Below are 14,176 nucleotides of genomic sequence, written 5' to 3'. Positions count from 1 at the left end.
CAGGCCCTGTCAGCCGGCCGGAGGTGCCGGGCGGGGAGGCCGCCGTGGGTGTCAGGTGCCGATGTACTCCGCCAGGTGCTCGGCGGTGATGGTCGAGCGGGCGGCGACCAGGTCGGCCGGGGTGCCCTCGAAGACGACCCGGCCGCCGTCGTGACCGGCGCCCGGGCCGAGGTCGATGATCCAGTCCGCGTGCGCCATGACCGCCTGGTGGTGCTCGATGACGATCACCGACTTGCCGGCGTCGACCAGCCGGTCCAGCAGGCCGAGCAGCTGCTCCACGTCGGCCAGGTGCAGGCCGGTGGTCGGCTCGTCCAGGACGTAGACACCGCCCTTCTCCGCCATGTGCGTGGCCAGCTTCAGCCGCTGCCGTTCGCCGCCGGACAGCGTGGTGAGCGGCTGGCCGAGGGTGAGGTAGCCGAGGCCGACGTCGGCGATGTTGCGCAGGACGCGGTGGGCGGCCGGGGTGCGGGCGTCCCCGTCGGCGAAGAACTCCTCGGCCTCGGTCACCTGCATGGCCAGCACCTCGCTGATGTCCCGCCCGCCGAGGTGGTACTCCAGCACCGAGGCGTCGAACCGCTTGCCCTCGCACTCCTCGCAGGTCGTGGCGACCCCGGCCATCATCGCCAGGTCGGTGTAGACGACACCGGCACCGTTGCAGGCGGGGCAGGCACCCTCGGAGTTGGCGCTGAACAGTGCCGGCTTCACGCCGTTGGCCTTGGCGAACGCCTTGCGGATCGGGTCCAGCAGGCCGGTGTACGTCGCCGGGTTGCTGCGCCGCGAGCCGCGGATCGGCGTCTGGTCGACCGAGACCACGCCCTCGCGGGCCGGGATCGACCCGTGCACCAGCGAACTCTTGCCGGAGCCGGCGACGCCGGTGACGACGACGAGCACGCCGAGCGGGACGTCCACGTCGACGCCCTGGAGGTTGTGCGCCGTGGCGCCGCGGATCTCCAGGGCCCCGGCGGGCGTGCGCACGGTCTCCTTGAGCCTGGCCCGGTCGTCGAGGTGGCGGCCGGTGAGCGTACCGCTCGCCCGCAGTCCCTCGACGGTGCCCTCGAAGCAGACGGTGCCGCCCGCCGTACCGGCGCCGGGGCCGAGGTCCACCACGTGGTCGGCGATCGCGATGACCTCCGGCTTGTGCTCCACGACCAGCACCGTGTTGCCCTTGTCCCGCAGCCGCAGCAGCAGGTCGTTCATCCGCCGGATGTCATGGGGGTGCAGCCCGGTGGTCGGCTCGTCGAAGACGTACGTGACGTCGGTCAGCGAGGAGCCGAGGTGGCGGATCATCTTCGTGCGCTGCGCCTCGCCGCCCGACAGCGTGCCCGCGGGCCGGTCGAGGGAGAGGTAGCCGAGGCCGATCTCCACGAACGAGTCCAGGGTGCCGCCCAGCGAGGCGAGCAGCGGCGCCACCGAGGGCTCGTCCAGCTCGCGCACCCACTCCGCCAGGTCGCTGATCTGGAGGGCGCAGGCGTCGGCGATGCTGAGGCCCTTGATCTTCGAGGAGCGGGCCGTCTCGCTGAGCCGGGTGCCGTCGCAGTCGGGACAGGTCGTGAAGGTGATCGCCCGGTCCACGAACTCCCGGATGTGCGGCTGCATCGCCTCCCGGTCCTTGGCGAGCATCGACTTCTGGATCCGGAGCACCAGACCCTCGTAGGTCATGTTGATGCCCGCGATCTTCATCCGGGTCGGCTCGCGGTACAGGAAGTCGTGCAGCTGCCGCTCGGTGAAGGTGCGGATCGGTTTGTCCGGGTCGTAGAGGCCGGACTCGGTGTAGAGACGGTGGTTCCAGCCGCCGGGCTTGTAGCCGGGGATGGTGAGCGCGCCCTCGCTCAGCGCCTTGTCCTCGTCGTAGAGCTGGGCCAGGTCGATGTCCGTGACCGAGCCCCGGCCCTCGCAGCGCGGGCACATGCCGCCGGTGATGCTGAACTCGCGGCGCTCCTTCACCTGCTTCCCGCCGCGCTCCACGGTGACCGCGCCCGCGCCGCTGATCGAGGCGACGTTGAAGGAGAACGCCTTGGGCGAGCCGATGTGCGGGGTGCCGAGCCGGCTGAAGAGGATGCGCAGCATCGCGTGGGCGTCGGTGGCGGTGCCGACGGTGGAGCGCGGATCGGCGCCCATCCGCTGCTGGTCGACGATGATCGCGGTGGTCAGCCCCTCCAGCACGTCGACGTCGGGCCGGCCCAGCGTGGGCATGAAGCCCTGGACGAACGCGCTGTACGTCTCGTTGATCAGCCGCTGCGACTCCGCGGCGACGGTGTCGAAGACCAGGGAGCTCTTGCCGGAGCCGGAGACGCCCGTGAACACCGTCAGCCGGCGCTTGGGGATCTCGACGCTGACGTTCCTGAGGTTGTTCTCGCGCGCGCCGTGCACGCGGATCAGTTCGTGGCTGTCGGCGAGGGGCGCCGCGGTCACCGGCGCGTCGGTCCTCGTGGTCATGCTCATCGTCACTCCGTCCGTGGGGCCGCCTCGGCCACGCTAGCCGCGGCGGCCCGCACGGCGCTTCTCGATTCCTGACCGATGCGGCGGCAGGACCTCGACGGCCGGGGCCGGCCTCCGCCCCGGCGCCGCCTCACCTCCGGCGACCGGCCCGCCCCCCCCCGCGACACACTCTTGCAAGCGGATGCTTGCAATTGTTAGCGAAGGTGGGGCAAGGTGGAGGCATGGCATCGCTGAACGTCGGCAATCTCGGTGAGTACCTGCGCGAGCAGCGGCGAAACGCGCAGCTGTCGCTGCGGCAGCTCGCCGACGCCGCCGGGGTGTCCAATCCGTACCTGAGCCAGATCGAGCGCGGGCTGCGCAAGCCCAGCGCGGAGGTGCTCCAGCAGGTCGCCAAGGCCCTGCGCATCTCCGCCGAGACGCTCTACGTCCGCGCCGGCATCCTCGACGCCGAGCGGGACCGTGACGACGTGGAGACCCGCGCCGTCATCCTCGCCGATCCCTCGCTCAACGAGCGGCAGAAGCAGGTGCTGCTCCAGATCTACGAGTCCTTCCGCAAGGAGAACGGATTCGGGATCGGCGAGCCGAGCGGGGCCGGGGCGGACGGGTACGGCACCGTGGACCAGGGGACCGGCGGCGCCGGTCCGGCCGGAGGCGATGCCGCCGCACGTGACACGGACGCCGGTCCGCGGCGGACGGCCGGATAACGCCGGACCAGGGCTCCGGACGCCCGCCGCGGACCACACCCACCCAGCCGAACGCGAATCCGATCCGGGAGGACCCTCACCATGGCCATCACCGACGACCTGCGCAAGACCCTCAGCAACCCGACCCCGCTCTACTTCGCCGCCGGCACCGCCGATCTCGCGATCCAGCAGGCCAAGAAGGTGCCGGCCCTGGTCGAGCAGCTGCGCGCCGAGGCGCCGGCCCGCATCGAGGCCGTGCGCAACACCGACCCCAAGGCCGTGCAGGAGAAGGCCGCGGCCCGCGCCAAGGAGGCGCAGGAGACCTTTCAGGCCAAGGTCACCGACCTCATCGGCACCCTCGACGTCGACCTGAAGAAGCTCGGCGAGACCGCCCAGGACTTCGCCCTGCGCGGGGTCGGTGTCGCCGCCGAGTACGCCGTCAAGGCCCGCGAGACCTACGAGAAGGTCGCCGAGCACGGCGAGCAGACCGTGCGGACCTGGCGCGGCGAGGCCGCCGAGGAGATCGAGGACCTGGCCATCGTCGTGGAGGGCAAGGCCGAGCCGGGCGTCGTCAAGAACGACGAGCCGGAGCCGGCCGTGGCGAAGGCGGAGCCCGTCGCGGAGAAGAAGAACGCGGCGAAGAAGGCTCCGGCGCCCCGCAAGAGCACCACCGCGAAGAAGACCACCCCGCCGGCCAAGTGACCGTGCCCGCCGAGCCGGGCGCGGGCCGGGCACCTCTGGGGTGCCCGGCCCGTTCTATGGGTACGGTGGCGGCGTAGCAGGATCGGGAATCAACGGGCGGTGGGCAGCATGCTGATGTTGGGCTTCGCGGGATTCATGGGCATCTTGAAGATCATTCTGATGGCCCTGGCAGCGTTCGGGCTGTTCGACGCCGCGTTCCGGCGCGAGGACGCCTTCCGCGCGGCCGACAAGCAGAACAAGGTCTTCTGGCTGATCATCCTCGGCATCGCCCTGGTGGTCAGCTACCTCTTCTCGATCCTGTCCATCCTGCCGATCGCCGGCGCCGTGGCGAGCATCGTGTACATCGTGGACGTACGCCCCGCACTCCAGCAGGTCGGCGGCGGCCGGGGCTTCGGCCGCCGCGGGGGAAGCAGCAGCGACGGTCCGTACGGGCCGTGGAACGGCGGCCGCTGAGGCATCCCGCCGGGCTGCGCCGTCGCCGGGCGCGGGTGAGCCGCTCGTTCGCGCGGTTCCCCGCGCCCCTCGGGTGGGCGAGCAGCAGCGTGCCTCGGGGGCGCGGGGAACCGCGCGCCAGGCCACGGACGACCCGCCCCGGCGACGGCGGCCCACCCCTACGACGGATCCCCGCTCACGCCGCCCGGTCCAGCAGCACCACCGCGACGTCGTCGGTCAGCTCACCCCCGTTGAGGTCCCGGACCTCGCTCACCGCGGCCCGCAGCAGATCCTCCCCCCGCAGCCCCTCGGAGAGCTGGCGGCGGATCATCGACAGCATGCCGTCCTGCCCGAGCCGATCGCCGTCCACGCCGACCCGGCCCTCGATCAGGCCGTCGGTGTAGAGCATCAGGCTCCACTCGGCGCCCAGCTCCACCTGCATCCGCGGCCAGCGGGCGCCGGGCAGCAGGCCGAGGGCGGGGCCGTTGTTGTCGTAGGGAAGCAGCCGCGCGGGCCGGCCGGGGCGGGCGATCAGCGGCGCCGGATGGCCGGCCAGGCACAGGCCCGCCCGACGGCCGTCGGGCGCGATGTCCACCGTGCACAGCGTCGCGAAGATCTCCTCGTCGGCGCGCTCGTGCTCCAGCACCTGCTGCAGGGTGTTCAGCAGCTCGTCCCCGCACAGCCCGGCCAGGGTCAGCGCCCGCCAGGCGATGCGCAGCTCCACGCCGAGCGCGGCCTCGTCCGGGCCGTGCCCGCAGACGTCGCCGATCATGGCGTGCACGGTGCCGTCGGGGGTGCGGACGGCGTCGTAGAAGTCGCCGCCGAGCAGCGCCCGGGAGCGGCCGGGGCGGTAGCGGGCGGCGAAGCGCAGTGAGGAGCCGTCCAGCAGGGGCGTGGGCAGCAGCCCGCGCTCCAGCCGGCGGTTCTCCTGGGCACGCAGCTTGCCCTCGGCGAGCCGGCGCTCGGCCGTGTCGGACCGTTTCCGCTCCACCGCGTACCGGATGGCACGGCTGAGCAGACGGCCGTCCAGCTCGTCCCGGAACAGGTAGTCCTGGGCGCCGACGCGCACGGCCTCGGTGCCGCGCTCGGTGTCGCCGGAGGCGGTCAGCGCGAGCACGGCGTGCCGGGGCGCGAGCTGGAGGACGTGCTTGAGCACGGCCAGCTCGTCGTCGGTGTCGCTGCCGCCCGGCGCGGGGAGCGCCAGGTCCAGCAGGATGCAGTGGACGTCGTCGGTGAGCAGCCGCTCGGCCTCGGTGAGGTTGCGGGCGGTGCGGACGCGGATCGGCTTGCCGGCCGAGTCCAGCATGTCGGGCACGATCGGCGAACCGGCCGGATCGTCCTCGATCAGCAGCAGGGTGAGAGTGGCGCCGGTGCCGTTCACGGTCGTGGCGTCGCGGTGGGCCTCTTCCTTGAGGGGACCGCCGACGGTGGGGGCGGCCTGCGCCTGACCACTCTCCACGGCCGGGATCGCTCTCTGCCGCGGTACGGGTACGGGCATCGTCTTGGGTTCCTTCCCTCCCCCCGAGGGCACGGCGGCGTCGAGGGGTCTCGACCCACCGACCGGGACCATAGCGGCTACGACCGCCCCGATGGAATGGTGTGAGCCGCGTCGCTCCGGCGCCCGCCGCTGTCATATGCCGCGTTCCGTACCGCAGTTGGACACGTCGACGGCCCGTGCGGGATGACGAAGCTCACGTCCTGCCCGGGTTTGCCCGGTGGTTGGGCGTGCGGTGGGTCACATGACCTGCGTCACCGGGCACATGGCCGCCACGCGGCCGGCCTCCCGGCGACCGTCACGCGTCGGCCCGGAGACCGTCACGAGCCGGCCCGGCGGCCGTCACGCGTCGGGCCGTACGACCCCGAGGATCGGCATCGAACCGGCGCCCGCGATCGTCACCGTGCGGCCGGGGCGCGGGGCGTGGATGATCGTGCCGTCGCCGATGTACATCGCGACATGGCTGGCGTCGTCGAAGTAGATGACGAGGTCGCCGGGGCGCATGTCCTTGACGTCGATGTGCTTGAGCTGCTTCCACTGCTCCTGCGAGGTGCGCGGCACGACGTGCCCGGCCGCCGCCCAGGCCTGGGAGGTCAGCCCCGAGCAGTCGAAGGAGTCGGGGCCCTCGGCACCCCACACGTACGGCTTGCCGAGCTGCTCGGAGGCGTACTTCACGGCCTTCTTGCCCTGCGCGGTGGCCTTGCCGTCGACGTCCTTGAGTACGCCGGTGTCCAGCCAGGCGGTCTGCGCCTTGTTCGCGGCCTCCTGCTCCAGCTGGGCGAGGCGCTCCTTCTCCTTCTTCTCCAGCCGGGACTCGAGCTTCTCGGCCGCGTCGATCTGCTTCTCGATCTTCTTCTTGGCGGCGGCCTTGGTCTTGCGGTTGCTCTCCAGCCTCTTCCACTGCTCCGAGGCGTCGTCGGCGTACTGCCGCAACTCCTTCTGGGTGCGGGCCATTTCGGCCATCAGCTTGGTCGCCGCCCGCTGGCCCTGGAGCACCCGGCCGGCGCCGTCCAGGAACTGGCCGGGATCGTCGCTGAGCAGGAACTGGGCGGTGGCGGACAGGCCACCGGTGCGGTACTGGTCCCGGGCCGCGGCGCCCGCCCGGTCCTTGAGCTTGTCCAGCTTCTGCTGACCCTGGTCGATCTTCTTCGCCAGCGCCACGATCTCGGCGGACTGCTTGTCCGCCTTCTCCTCGGCCGCGTTGTAGTCGTCGGTGGCCACGGCCGCGTCGTGGTAGAGCGCGTCGAGCTTCTTGCGGACCTCTTCAAGGTCCTTGCTCGGCGGGGGAGTCGGTTTCGGGGTCGGTGCCGGAGTCGTCCTCGGCGAGGGCGTGGGCACGGGGGCCGCGAACGCCGTGCCCGGTGCCGCGAGGACGGTCGCCGCGCAGACCACGGTCAGGGCGGCCGTGAGCAGGCCGCGCTTGCCCGAACCCATACGTCTTCCCCCAAACTGATTTACCGTCAGTAACTTACGGTCGCCCGAGGGATCGTGCCACGGCCGCGCGCAAAGCGACAGAGGTCGTCGGAAAGCGGAATTCCCTCACCGGACGCCGGGTACGACGATCTCCCCGGTGATGTGACGAACGACGCACGCGGGGCGTTCCCCCGGCCGCCGACGGGCACGGGGCGCCGGCGTGACGGCGGGGCACCCCGCGCGTCGACGGCGGGCGGTCAGCGCAGCGGCGCCAACGCCTCCCAGGCGACGGTCACTTCGCCCTGCCGCCAGCGGGCCGGGGAGTCGGTCACGGGCCAGTCGGCCGTCAGGTCCCGCACCGCGCGGATCCAGCGCTGCCGGGCGCCGTAGGAGGCGTAGGGGGCGGCGGCGGCCCAGGCGCGGTCGAAGTCCCGGAGGAAGGCGTGCACCGGCTCGCCCGGGACATTGCGGTGGATCAGCGCCTTCGGCAGGCGCTCGGCGAGGTCGGAGGGGCGGTCCAGGGAGCCCAGCCGGGTGGCGAAGGTGACCGTGCGGGGGCCTTCGGGGCCGAGCGCCACCCATACGTGCCGGCGGCCGATCTCGTCGCAGGTGCCCTCCACCAGCAGCCCGCCGCGCGCGCCGCCGTCGGTCGGGGCGAGCCGCGCGCACAGCCGCTCCCACACCGCGGCGACCTGGTCCTCGTCGTACTGCCGCAGCACGTTGGCGGCCCGGACCAGCACCGGACGCCCGGCGACCGGGATCTCGAAGCCGCCGTGCCGGAACGCCAGCCCCTCCCGCTCGTACGGCCGGGCCGCCGCCACCCGCTCCGGCTCGATCTCGACACCCACCACGCGGGCGCGGGGGGCGACGGTGCGCAGCCGGCCGAGCAGCTCGACGGCGGTCCAGGGGGCGGCGCCGTAGCCGAGGTCGACGGCCAGCGGGTCCGCGGCGCGCCGCAGCTCGGCGCCGTGCACGGCCGCGATCCAGCGGTCCATGCGGCGCAGCCGGTTGGGGTTGGTCGTCCCGCGCGTCACCGTTCCCACGACGGCGGTCCCCCGGGTCGGGCGAAGCCGAGAGTGGGGAAGGGTCGCTGCGCGGGCTGTCATGCGTACGAGGGTAAGCGGGGCGCGGCGGTGCGGCGGTGCGTCGTCGGCCCGGAGGTCCTTCGTCTGGAGTGAGCCGTCGGCCCGGAGGTCCTTCGTCTGGAGTGAGCCGTCGCCCCTGAGCGCGTCGTGGTGTCGCGGGGGCGCCCCCGGCCCCGGACGGGGCGCCGGGCCGACGCCCTCCGTGTTCGAACGGTTGATCGATGCGAGGTAATGATTCGGCAAAGCCGCTTGATCGGGAAATGGCCGGGCACCCGCTTGCTGTTGGACCCCCTTGGAGGGCGAGGTGGGCCCTCCGGAAGGCATGCCGCACAAGGAGGAACGCCACGTGAGCCAGTACGTCAGCAGGCTCGGGCGACGCTCCCCGTCGGCGGCCCCGCGGCTCCGGCTGTACCGCAGGCCCCGCCGGGTGGCCATGCTCTCCGTGCACACCTCCCCGCTCCACCAGCCCGGCACCGGCGACGCCGGCGGCATGAACGTCTACATCGTGGAGCTGGCCCAGCGGCTGGCCGCGATCAACATCGAGGTCGAGATCTTCACCCGGGCCACGGCCGGCGGCCTGCCCCCCGTCGTGGAGCTGGCCCCCGGCGTCCTCGTCCGGCACGTCGACGCGGGCCCCTACGAGGGCCTGGCCAAGGAGGACCTCCCGGCCCAGCTGTGCGCCTTCACCCACGGGGTGATGCAGGCGTGGGCCGGCCACCGCCCCGGCTACTACGACCTCGTCCACTCGCACTACTGGCTCTCCGGCCACGTCGGCTGGCTCGCCGCCCAGCGCTGGGGCGTCCCGCTGGTGCACGCCATGCACACCATGGCCAAAGTCAAGAACGCGAATCTGGCCGCCGGCGACACCCCCGAGCCCGCCGCCCGCGTCATCGGCGAGACGCAGATCGTGGCCGCCGCGGACCGGCTGATCGCCAACACCGCCGAGGAGGCCGACGAGCTGGTCCGGCACTACGCCGCCGAGGCCGACAAGGTCGCCGTCGTCCACCCCGGCGTGAACCTGGAGCGGTTCCGCGCGGCCGACGGCCGGGCCGCCGCCCGCGCCCGCCTCGGGCTCCCGCCGGACGCCCTGATCCCGCTCTTCGCCGGCCGCATACAGCCGCTGAAGGCGCCGGACGTCCTCCTGCGCGCCGTGGCCGTCCTCCTCGACGAGCACCCCGAGCTGCGCTCCCGCGTCGTCGTCCCGGTCGTCGGCGGCCCCAGCGGCAGCGGCCTCGCCAAGCCGGAAGGGCTGCAGAAGCTCGCGGCCCGGCTGGGCATCGCGGACGTCGTGCGGTTCCGTCCGCCGACCGGGCAGGAGCAGCTGGCGGACTGGTTCCGGGCCGCGTCCGTCCTCGTCATGCCGTCGTACAGCGAGTCCTTCGGCCTGGTCGCCATCGAGGCGCAGGCGGCCGGGACCCCGGTGCTCGCGGCCTCGGTCGGCGGGCTGCCGGTGGCCGTGCGCGACGGCGAGACCGGCTTCCTGGTCAAGGGCCACGATCCGGCCGCGTACGCGCGCGTGCTGCGCCGCTTCGCCGACGAGCCGGCCCTCTCGACGCGCATGGGCGAGGCCGCGGCCCGGCACGCCCAGTCCTTCGGCTGGGACACGGCCGCCGCCGCCACCGCCGACGTCTACACGGCCGCGACCCAGGCCCATCGCCGTCGCGTACGCTCCCACCATGGGTGATGTCGAGAAGGCCGGGCAGGTCCTGGAGAGCGTCCTCGGCGACGCCGAACTGGAGTGGGAGAGCCCCGGACCGGGGAACTACGTGGTCAAGCTCCCCGGCACCCGCAAGCTGTCCACGACGGTCTCCTTCCTCGTCGGCCGCCACTCCCTGTCGCTGAACGCCTTCGTCATCCGCCACCCCGACGAGAACGAGGCGGGCGTCCACCGCTGGCTGCTGGAGCGCAACCTCAAGCTGTACGGCGTGAGTTACGCCGTCGACCGGCTCGGCGACATCTACGTCGCCGCCCGCCTGCCCCTCGCCTCCGTCACCCCGGACGAGATCGACCGCCTCCTCGGCCAGGTCCTGGAGGCGGCCGACGGCGCGTTCAACACCCTGCTGGAGCTGGGCTTCGCCTCCTCGATCCGCAAGGAGTACGCCTGGCGGGTTGCGCGCGGCGAGTCCACGCGCAACCTGGACGCGTTCAGGCACCTGATCGAGCGTCCGGCCGACTGACCGGGAGCCGGTCACTGGCTCGGGACGGGTCCGGTCGTAGGGTCAGGACGGGTCGGGCGCGGGGGTCGCGCTGCTGCCGCCGTGGTCGAGTTCGTCGGCGAAGGCCCGCAGGGCGTCGGCCAGTTCCTTCTTGGTCGGCAGCTGGTCGACCTTCTTGTCCAGCTCGGTGACGCGCCGGTTCAGCTCGGCGAGGTCGGCGGACCCGGTGGGCTCGTCCGAGGGGTCGGGGGTCGGATCGGTGCCGCCGTCGGCGCCCACGGAGCCGCCGCCGTCGACGACTCCGCCGGTGCTGCCGGAGCCCGACACGGAGCCGCCGTCCGTGGTGCCGTCCGTGCTGCCGTCGGACGTGCCCCCGGCGGTGCCGTCGCCGTCCCTGGGGCCCCCGCTGCCTCCGTTGTCCGAGTCCGGCGGGACGGTGTCGGTGACGCTGCGCTCGGGGCGGGAGTGGTTGTCCGAGGGGGCCGCGAGTGCGACGCCGACGCCGAGGGCGACCAGGGTCGCGGCACCCGCGACGGCGATCGAGAACCGTCTGAGCGGCAGTGAGCGGGCGGGGGTGGATGAATCGCGAGGAGTCTGCGGGTCCTGTGCTTTCTGTGTGTCATCCATGGGGCGAGGTTAACCACCGGTGATCGGCGGACGGGCGGCTTCCGTCGATTCCGGCCCCGTGGGCCGCCGTCCGACCCCTTTCCCCCGGGCGAGAGCGGTGGCATGCTCGCGGTCGACGCATTCCTGAACGACATTCACATGGGTGAACAAGAAGGGGTGGCGGATGGACACGAGCGGGACGCACCTCACCAGACGGGCCCTGCTGGCGGGCGCCACGGCCGTGGCGCTCGGCGCGACGGCCGGCCGGGCGTCGGCCACCGAGACGGCCCCGGGCGCGGTCGCAAGGACAGCCGCGAAGCCGGTCCCGAAGCCCGGGGTGGATCCCGAAGTCCCGCCCCTGTGGCGGGAGTTCCGCCGCACCCCCTTCACCCACCCGCAGATCCCGTACGTCGGCCGCGCCGGCCGAGGGGCCGGATCCGCCCGCTTCCCCCGCCCCCGGACCGTCGCCGACGTCACCGCGTACGGCGCGGTCCCCGACGGCACCACGGACTGCGCCCCCGCCATCAACCGTGCCATCGCCGCCGCCGGAAGGGCCGGCGGTGGCACGGTCACCATCCCGCCCGGCACCTACCGCGTCGACGACGTCATCCGCCTCGGCGACTCCCACGTCGTCCTGCGCGGCGCCGGCAGCGGCCGTACGACCCTGTACGCGACGAAGAACCTCACCGAGCTGATCGGCGTCTACGGCTCCCGCTACGGCGGCGACAAGTCGTCCTGGTCCTGGGCGGGCGGCCTGATCTGGCTGGCCCCGCGCGCCCGTTGGGACTCCCTGACCGCCGCCATCAGGGCCGGGGAGTGGCCCTTCGAGGGCTGGACCGGCAACAAGCGGGACGAGTGGACCACCCTGACGACCGTGGCACCGGCCGAGCGGGGCGCATGGACGATCACGGTCGCCGACGCCTCCGGACTGCGCCCCGGCCGGCTCGTCCTCCTCCGCCTCGCCGACGACCCCGCCCACACGCTCCTCCAGCACATGGCGGGCGGCGGCCCGGGCCCGGCGGCGTACGTCTGGGACGACAAGACGAAACTGACGTCCTACGTCCCCTACGAGTGGCCCGTGCGCGTCACCCGCGTCCACGGCCGGCGCGTCACCCTCGAACGCCCGCTCCCGCTCGACATCCGCCCGGAATGGGACCCCCGACTCACCACGCACGTACCCGAACTGACCGGATCGGGCGTCGAGGGGCTGACCCTCGAAGCGGTCGAGACCCCGCAGTCGCCCCACCTCCTCGACAAGGGCTACAACGGGGTCGTCCTGCAGTGCGCCTACGACTGCTGGGTGGACGACGTCACCGTCCGGCACGTCGACAACGGGTTCGGCCTGGTCGCCGCCTCCGCCTGCACCCTGCGCCGCACCCGGGTCGCCGGCCGCGGCTCGCACCACCCGTACTTCTGCCGGGAGGGCTCCCACGACAACCTGGTCGAGGACTTCACGATCGAGGAGCGCACGGTCCCCGCCCCCGCCGGCACCCAGCTGCACGGCATCAACGTCGAGGGCCTGTCCTCCCACAACGTCTGGTCCCGCGGCGACATGCGGATGGGCACCTTCGACAGCCACCGCGGCCTGCCCTTCGCCGACGTCCGCACGGACATCACCGTGAACAACAACGGCCGGCACGGCGGCGACGCCGTCGCGGGCCCGCTCTTCGGCGCCCGCTTCACCCACTGGAACATCCGCGTCACCAACGGCCGGGCCGGCCTGGTGAGGATCGACGGCCTGGCACCGTACTCCGCGACCGTGGGCGTGAACGAGGTACGCGAGTTCGACCAGACCGACGTCCCGGACTTCACCGGCGATCTGCACTCCCGCCTGGAGCTGTACGGCACCACGGACGCCGTGCGCCCGCGCAACCTGTACGACGCTCAGCGCGAGCTGCTGCGGTAGCGCCCCGGGGTCACCCCGACCCACTTCCTGAAGTGCCGGGTGAGATGGGCCTGGTCGTAGAACCCGGTCACCGGCGCCACCTCGCCCGGCGCCAGCCCGTCCAGCAGCAGCCGCCGGGCACGCCCGACCCGCAGCGACATGAGGTACTGGTGCGGGGCGATGCCGTACGCGGCGCTGAACGCCCGCACCAGATGGGCCGGATGGGCGTGCAGCAGCCGGCCGGCCTCCTCCAGCGGGACCCCCCGGACGACTCGCGCGTCGAGCAGCTCCCGCAGCTCGCGGGCGAGCACCGGGTCACGGCGGCGCCGCGGCTGCGCCCCCTCGCGCCGCAGATGCTCCCGCAGCCGCTCCGCGACGAGGGTGAGCCTGCTCTCCGCCTCCAGTTCGTCGCCGGGCCGGGCGAGGGCGGAGTGCAGCTGCCCGACGCGCCGCCGGAGCAGGGGGTCGAGCAGATCGGGCGTGTCCACGGCGGGGCCGATCAGCTCGTCCCCGAGCCGGCTGCCGTCCAGGTAGAGCACCCGCTTGCGGAAGCCGTCCGGGGTGGCGGGGGAGCCGTTGTGCGGCACGTGCGGCGGCAGCAGCGACACGGTGTCGTGCGGGGTGCCGTGCTCGTGCCGGTCCAGGTCGTACCGCACGGCTCCGGCGTCCACGATGAGCAGCGTCCAGGCGTCGTGGACGTGCATCGGATAGGCGTACGCGGTGAAGCGGGCGTGGAAGACCTCGGTGACGCCCGGGACCCGGGGGCGCCACGCGGTGACCTCCTGTCCGCCGACCATGCAAAAAACGTACAAGAACCGGCCGCCCCCGGATCGGCAGTCTCATTCCATGAGCACTGAACCCATCCGTTTCGACACGAAGATCGCCGTTCTGCTGCGCGAGGACCTGGAGCCCTGGCAGCGCCTGAACGTCACCGCGTTCCTGGTCAGCGGCCTGGCCGCGACGGTCCCGGAGGTGATCGGGGAGCCGTACGAGGACGGGGACGGCGTGTCGTACCTGCCGATGTTCCGGCAGCCGGTGCTGGTCTTCGAGGGCGGCAAGGAGACCCTGACACTGGCCCACGGCAGGGCGCTGAGCCGCGCCCTGCCCCGTGCCGTCTTCACCTCGGACCTGTTCGCCACGGGCAACGACCGCGACAACCGGGCGGCGGTCCGGGCCGTCCCGACGGCCGGGCTGGACCTGGTGGGGCTGGCGGTGTACGGCCCCCGCAACGGTGTCGACAAGGTCCTGAAGGGCGCCCGCATGCACCCGTGACCCGGTGC

13 protein-coding genes are annotated in these 14,176 nt (G+C 73.0%); 7 read left to right on the top strand and 6 right to left on the bottom strand.

Annotated features, from left to right (window positions below; genetic code table 11):
- Window positions 1–51 precede the first annotated feature (51 nt).
- Window positions 52–2,442: an ATP-binding cassette domain-containing protein gene (locus ACZ7KF_RS04825; RefSeq protein ID WP_471069471.1), complete on the bottom strand. Its 2,391-nt coding sequence runs from the start codon at window positions 2,440–2,442 to the stop codon at window positions 52–54.
- Window positions 2,443–2,660: 218 nt separating this feature from the next.
- Between ACZ7KF_RS04825 and ACZ7KF_RS04820 the strand changes: the two genes are divergently transcribed.
- From ACZ7KF_RS04820 to ACZ7KF_RS04810, 3 genes are all read left to right on the top strand, one after another.
- Window positions 2,661–3,143, top strand: coding sequence for a helix-turn-helix domain-containing protein (locus ACZ7KF_RS04820; RefSeq protein WP_471069469.1), 483 nt, complete (start codon window positions 2,661–2,663; stop codon window positions 3,141–3,143).
- A gap of 81 nt (window positions 3,144–3,224) precedes the next feature.
- A complete protein-coding gene (locus ACZ7KF_RS04815) occupies window positions 3,225–3,824 on the top strand; it encodes a hypothetical protein (RefSeq protein ID WP_471069467.1) in 600 nt (199 codons plus the stop codon).
- 108 nt (window positions 3,825–3,932) lie between these two features.
- Entirely contained in the window at window positions 3,933–4,277 is a 345-nt protein-coding gene (locus ACZ7KF_RS04810) for a DUF2516 family protein (RefSeq protein ID WP_225824723.1), read from the top strand.
- A gap of 175 nt (window positions 4,278–4,452) precedes the next feature.
- Here ACZ7KF_RS04810 and ACZ7KF_RS04805 read toward each other — a convergent pair whose 3' ends face one another.
- From ACZ7KF_RS04805 to ACZ7KF_RS04795, 3 genes are all read right to left on the bottom strand, one after another.
- Window positions 4,453–5,754: a PP2C family protein-serine/threonine phosphatase gene (locus ACZ7KF_RS04805; protein WP_471069465.1), complete on the bottom strand. Its 1,302-nt coding sequence runs from the start codon at window positions 5,752–5,754 to the stop codon at window positions 4,453–4,455.
- 339 nt (window positions 5,755–6,093) lie between these two features.
- Window positions 6,094–7,185, bottom strand: a complete 1,092-nt coding sequence (locus ACZ7KF_RS04800; RefSeq protein ID WP_471069463.1) for a C40 family peptidase — start codon at window positions 7,183–7,185, stop codon at window positions 6,094–6,096.
- 236 nt (window positions 7,186–7,421) lie between these two features.
- A complete protein-coding gene (locus ACZ7KF_RS04795) occupies window positions 7,422–8,270 on the bottom strand; it encodes a class I SAM-dependent methyltransferase (protein ID WP_471069461.1) in 849 nt (282 codons plus the stop codon).
- Window positions 8,271–8,595: 325 nt separating this feature from the next.
- On the opposite strand from ACZ7KF_RS04795, the gene mshA reads away from it, so the two are divergent.
- Both mshA and ACZ7KF_RS04785 read left to right on the top strand, forming a co-directional pair.
- Window positions 8,596–9,933, top strand: a complete 1,338-nt coding sequence (gene mshA, locus ACZ7KF_RS04790) for a D-inositol-3-phosphate glycosyltransferase (RefSeq protein WP_471069459.1) — start codon at window positions 8,596–8,598, stop codon at window positions 9,931–9,933.
- On the top strand, window positions 9,926–10,426 hold the full coding sequence (locus ACZ7KF_RS04785; protein ID WP_471069457.1) for a type III secretion system chaperone family protein: 501 nt from the start codon (window positions 9,926–9,928) through the stop codon (window positions 10,424–10,426). The genes mshA and ACZ7KF_RS04785 overlap by 8 nt, the downstream gene beginning before the upstream one ends.
- Before the next feature lie 42 nt (window positions 10,427–10,468).
- Here ACZ7KF_RS04785 and ACZ7KF_RS04780 read toward each other — a convergent pair whose 3' ends face one another.
- The gene (locus tag ACZ7KF_RS04780) at window positions 10,469–11,032 is read right to left on the bottom strand and encodes a hypothetical protein (protein ID WP_471069455.1); all 564 of its coding nucleotides are present in this window, start codon (window positions 11,030–11,032) and stop codon (window positions 10,469–10,471) included.
- Window positions 11,033–11,195: 163 nt separating this feature from the next.
- Here ACZ7KF_RS04780 and ACZ7KF_RS04775 point away from each other — a divergent pair, with 163 nt between their 5' ends.
- Window positions 11,196–12,917 (top strand): glycosyl hydrolase family 28-related protein, encoded by a 1,722-nt coding sequence (locus ACZ7KF_RS04775; RefSeq protein ID WP_471069583.1) that lies wholly within the window; start codon window positions 11,196–11,198, stop codon window positions 12,915–12,917.
- Here ACZ7KF_RS04775 and ACZ7KF_RS04770 read toward each other — a convergent pair.
- Complete coding sequence (locus tag ACZ7KF_RS04770) at window positions 12,896–13,693, bottom strand: helix-turn-helix transcriptional regulator (RefSeq protein ID WP_471069454.1); 798 nt, start codon at window positions 13,691–13,693, stop codon at window positions 12,896–12,898. The genes ACZ7KF_RS04775 and ACZ7KF_RS04770 overlap by 22 nt on opposite strands.
- On the opposite strand from ACZ7KF_RS04770, the gene ACZ7KF_RS04765 reads away from it, so the two are divergent.
- Entirely contained in the window at window positions 13,692–14,168 is a 477-nt protein-coding gene (locus ACZ7KF_RS04765; RefSeq protein WP_471069452.1) for a DUF2000 family protein, read from the top strand. The genes ACZ7KF_RS04770 and ACZ7KF_RS04765 overlap by 2 nt on opposite strands.
- Window positions 14,169–14,176 lie beyond the last annotated feature (8 nt).

Source organism: Streptomyces sp. NPDC038200 (genome assembly GCF_055600785.1).
This window is presented reverse-complemented; position numbering and strand designations above follow the sequence as displayed.

Coding starts and splice junctions, on each gene's coding strand:
- ACZ7KF_RS04825 (WP_471069471.1), bottom strand. CDS start 2,442: ATGAGCATGACCACGAGGACCGACGCGCCGGTGACCGCGGCGCCCCTC.
- ACZ7KF_RS04820 (WP_471069469.1), top strand. CDS start 2,661: ATGGCATCGCTGAACGTCGGCAATCTCGGTGAGTACCTGCGCGAGCAG.
- ACZ7KF_RS04815 (WP_471069467.1), top strand. CDS start 3,225: ATGGCCATCACCGACGACCTGCGCAAGACCCTCAGCAACCCGACCCCG.
- ACZ7KF_RS04810 (WP_225824723.1), top strand. CDS start 3,933: ATGCTGATGTTGGGCTTCGCGGGATTCATGGGCATCTTGAAGATCATT.
- ACZ7KF_RS04805 (WP_471069465.1), bottom strand. CDS start 5,754: ATGCCCGTACCCGTACCGCGGCAGAGAGCGATCCCGGCCGTGGAGAGT.
- ACZ7KF_RS04800 (WP_471069463.1), bottom strand. CDS start 7,185: ATGGGTTCGGGCAAGCGCGGCCTGCTCACGGCCGCCCTGACCGTGGTC.
- ACZ7KF_RS04795 (WP_471069461.1), bottom strand. CDS start 8,270: ATGACAGCCCGCGCAGCGACCCTTCCCCACTCTCGGCTTCGCCCGACC.
- ACZ7KF_RS04785 (WP_471069457.1), top strand. CDS start 9,926: ATGGGTGATGTCGAGAAGGCCGGGCAGGTCCTGGAGAGCGTCCTCGGC.
- ACZ7KF_RS04780 (WP_471069455.1), bottom strand. CDS start 11,032: ATGGATGACACACAGAAAGCACAGGACCCGCAGACTCCTCGCGATTCA.
- ACZ7KF_RS04775 (WP_471069583.1), top strand. CDS start 11,196: ATGGACACGAGCGGGACGCACCTCACCAGACGGGCCCTGCTGGCGGGC.
- ACZ7KF_RS04765 (WP_471069452.1), top strand. CDS start 13,692: ATGCAAAAAACGTACAAGAACCGGCCGCCCCCGGATCGGCAGTCTCAT.
- ACZ7KF_RS04770 (WP_471069454.1), bottom strand. CDS start 13,693: ATGGTCGGCGGACAGGAGGTCACCGCGTGGCGCCCCCGGGTCCCGGGC.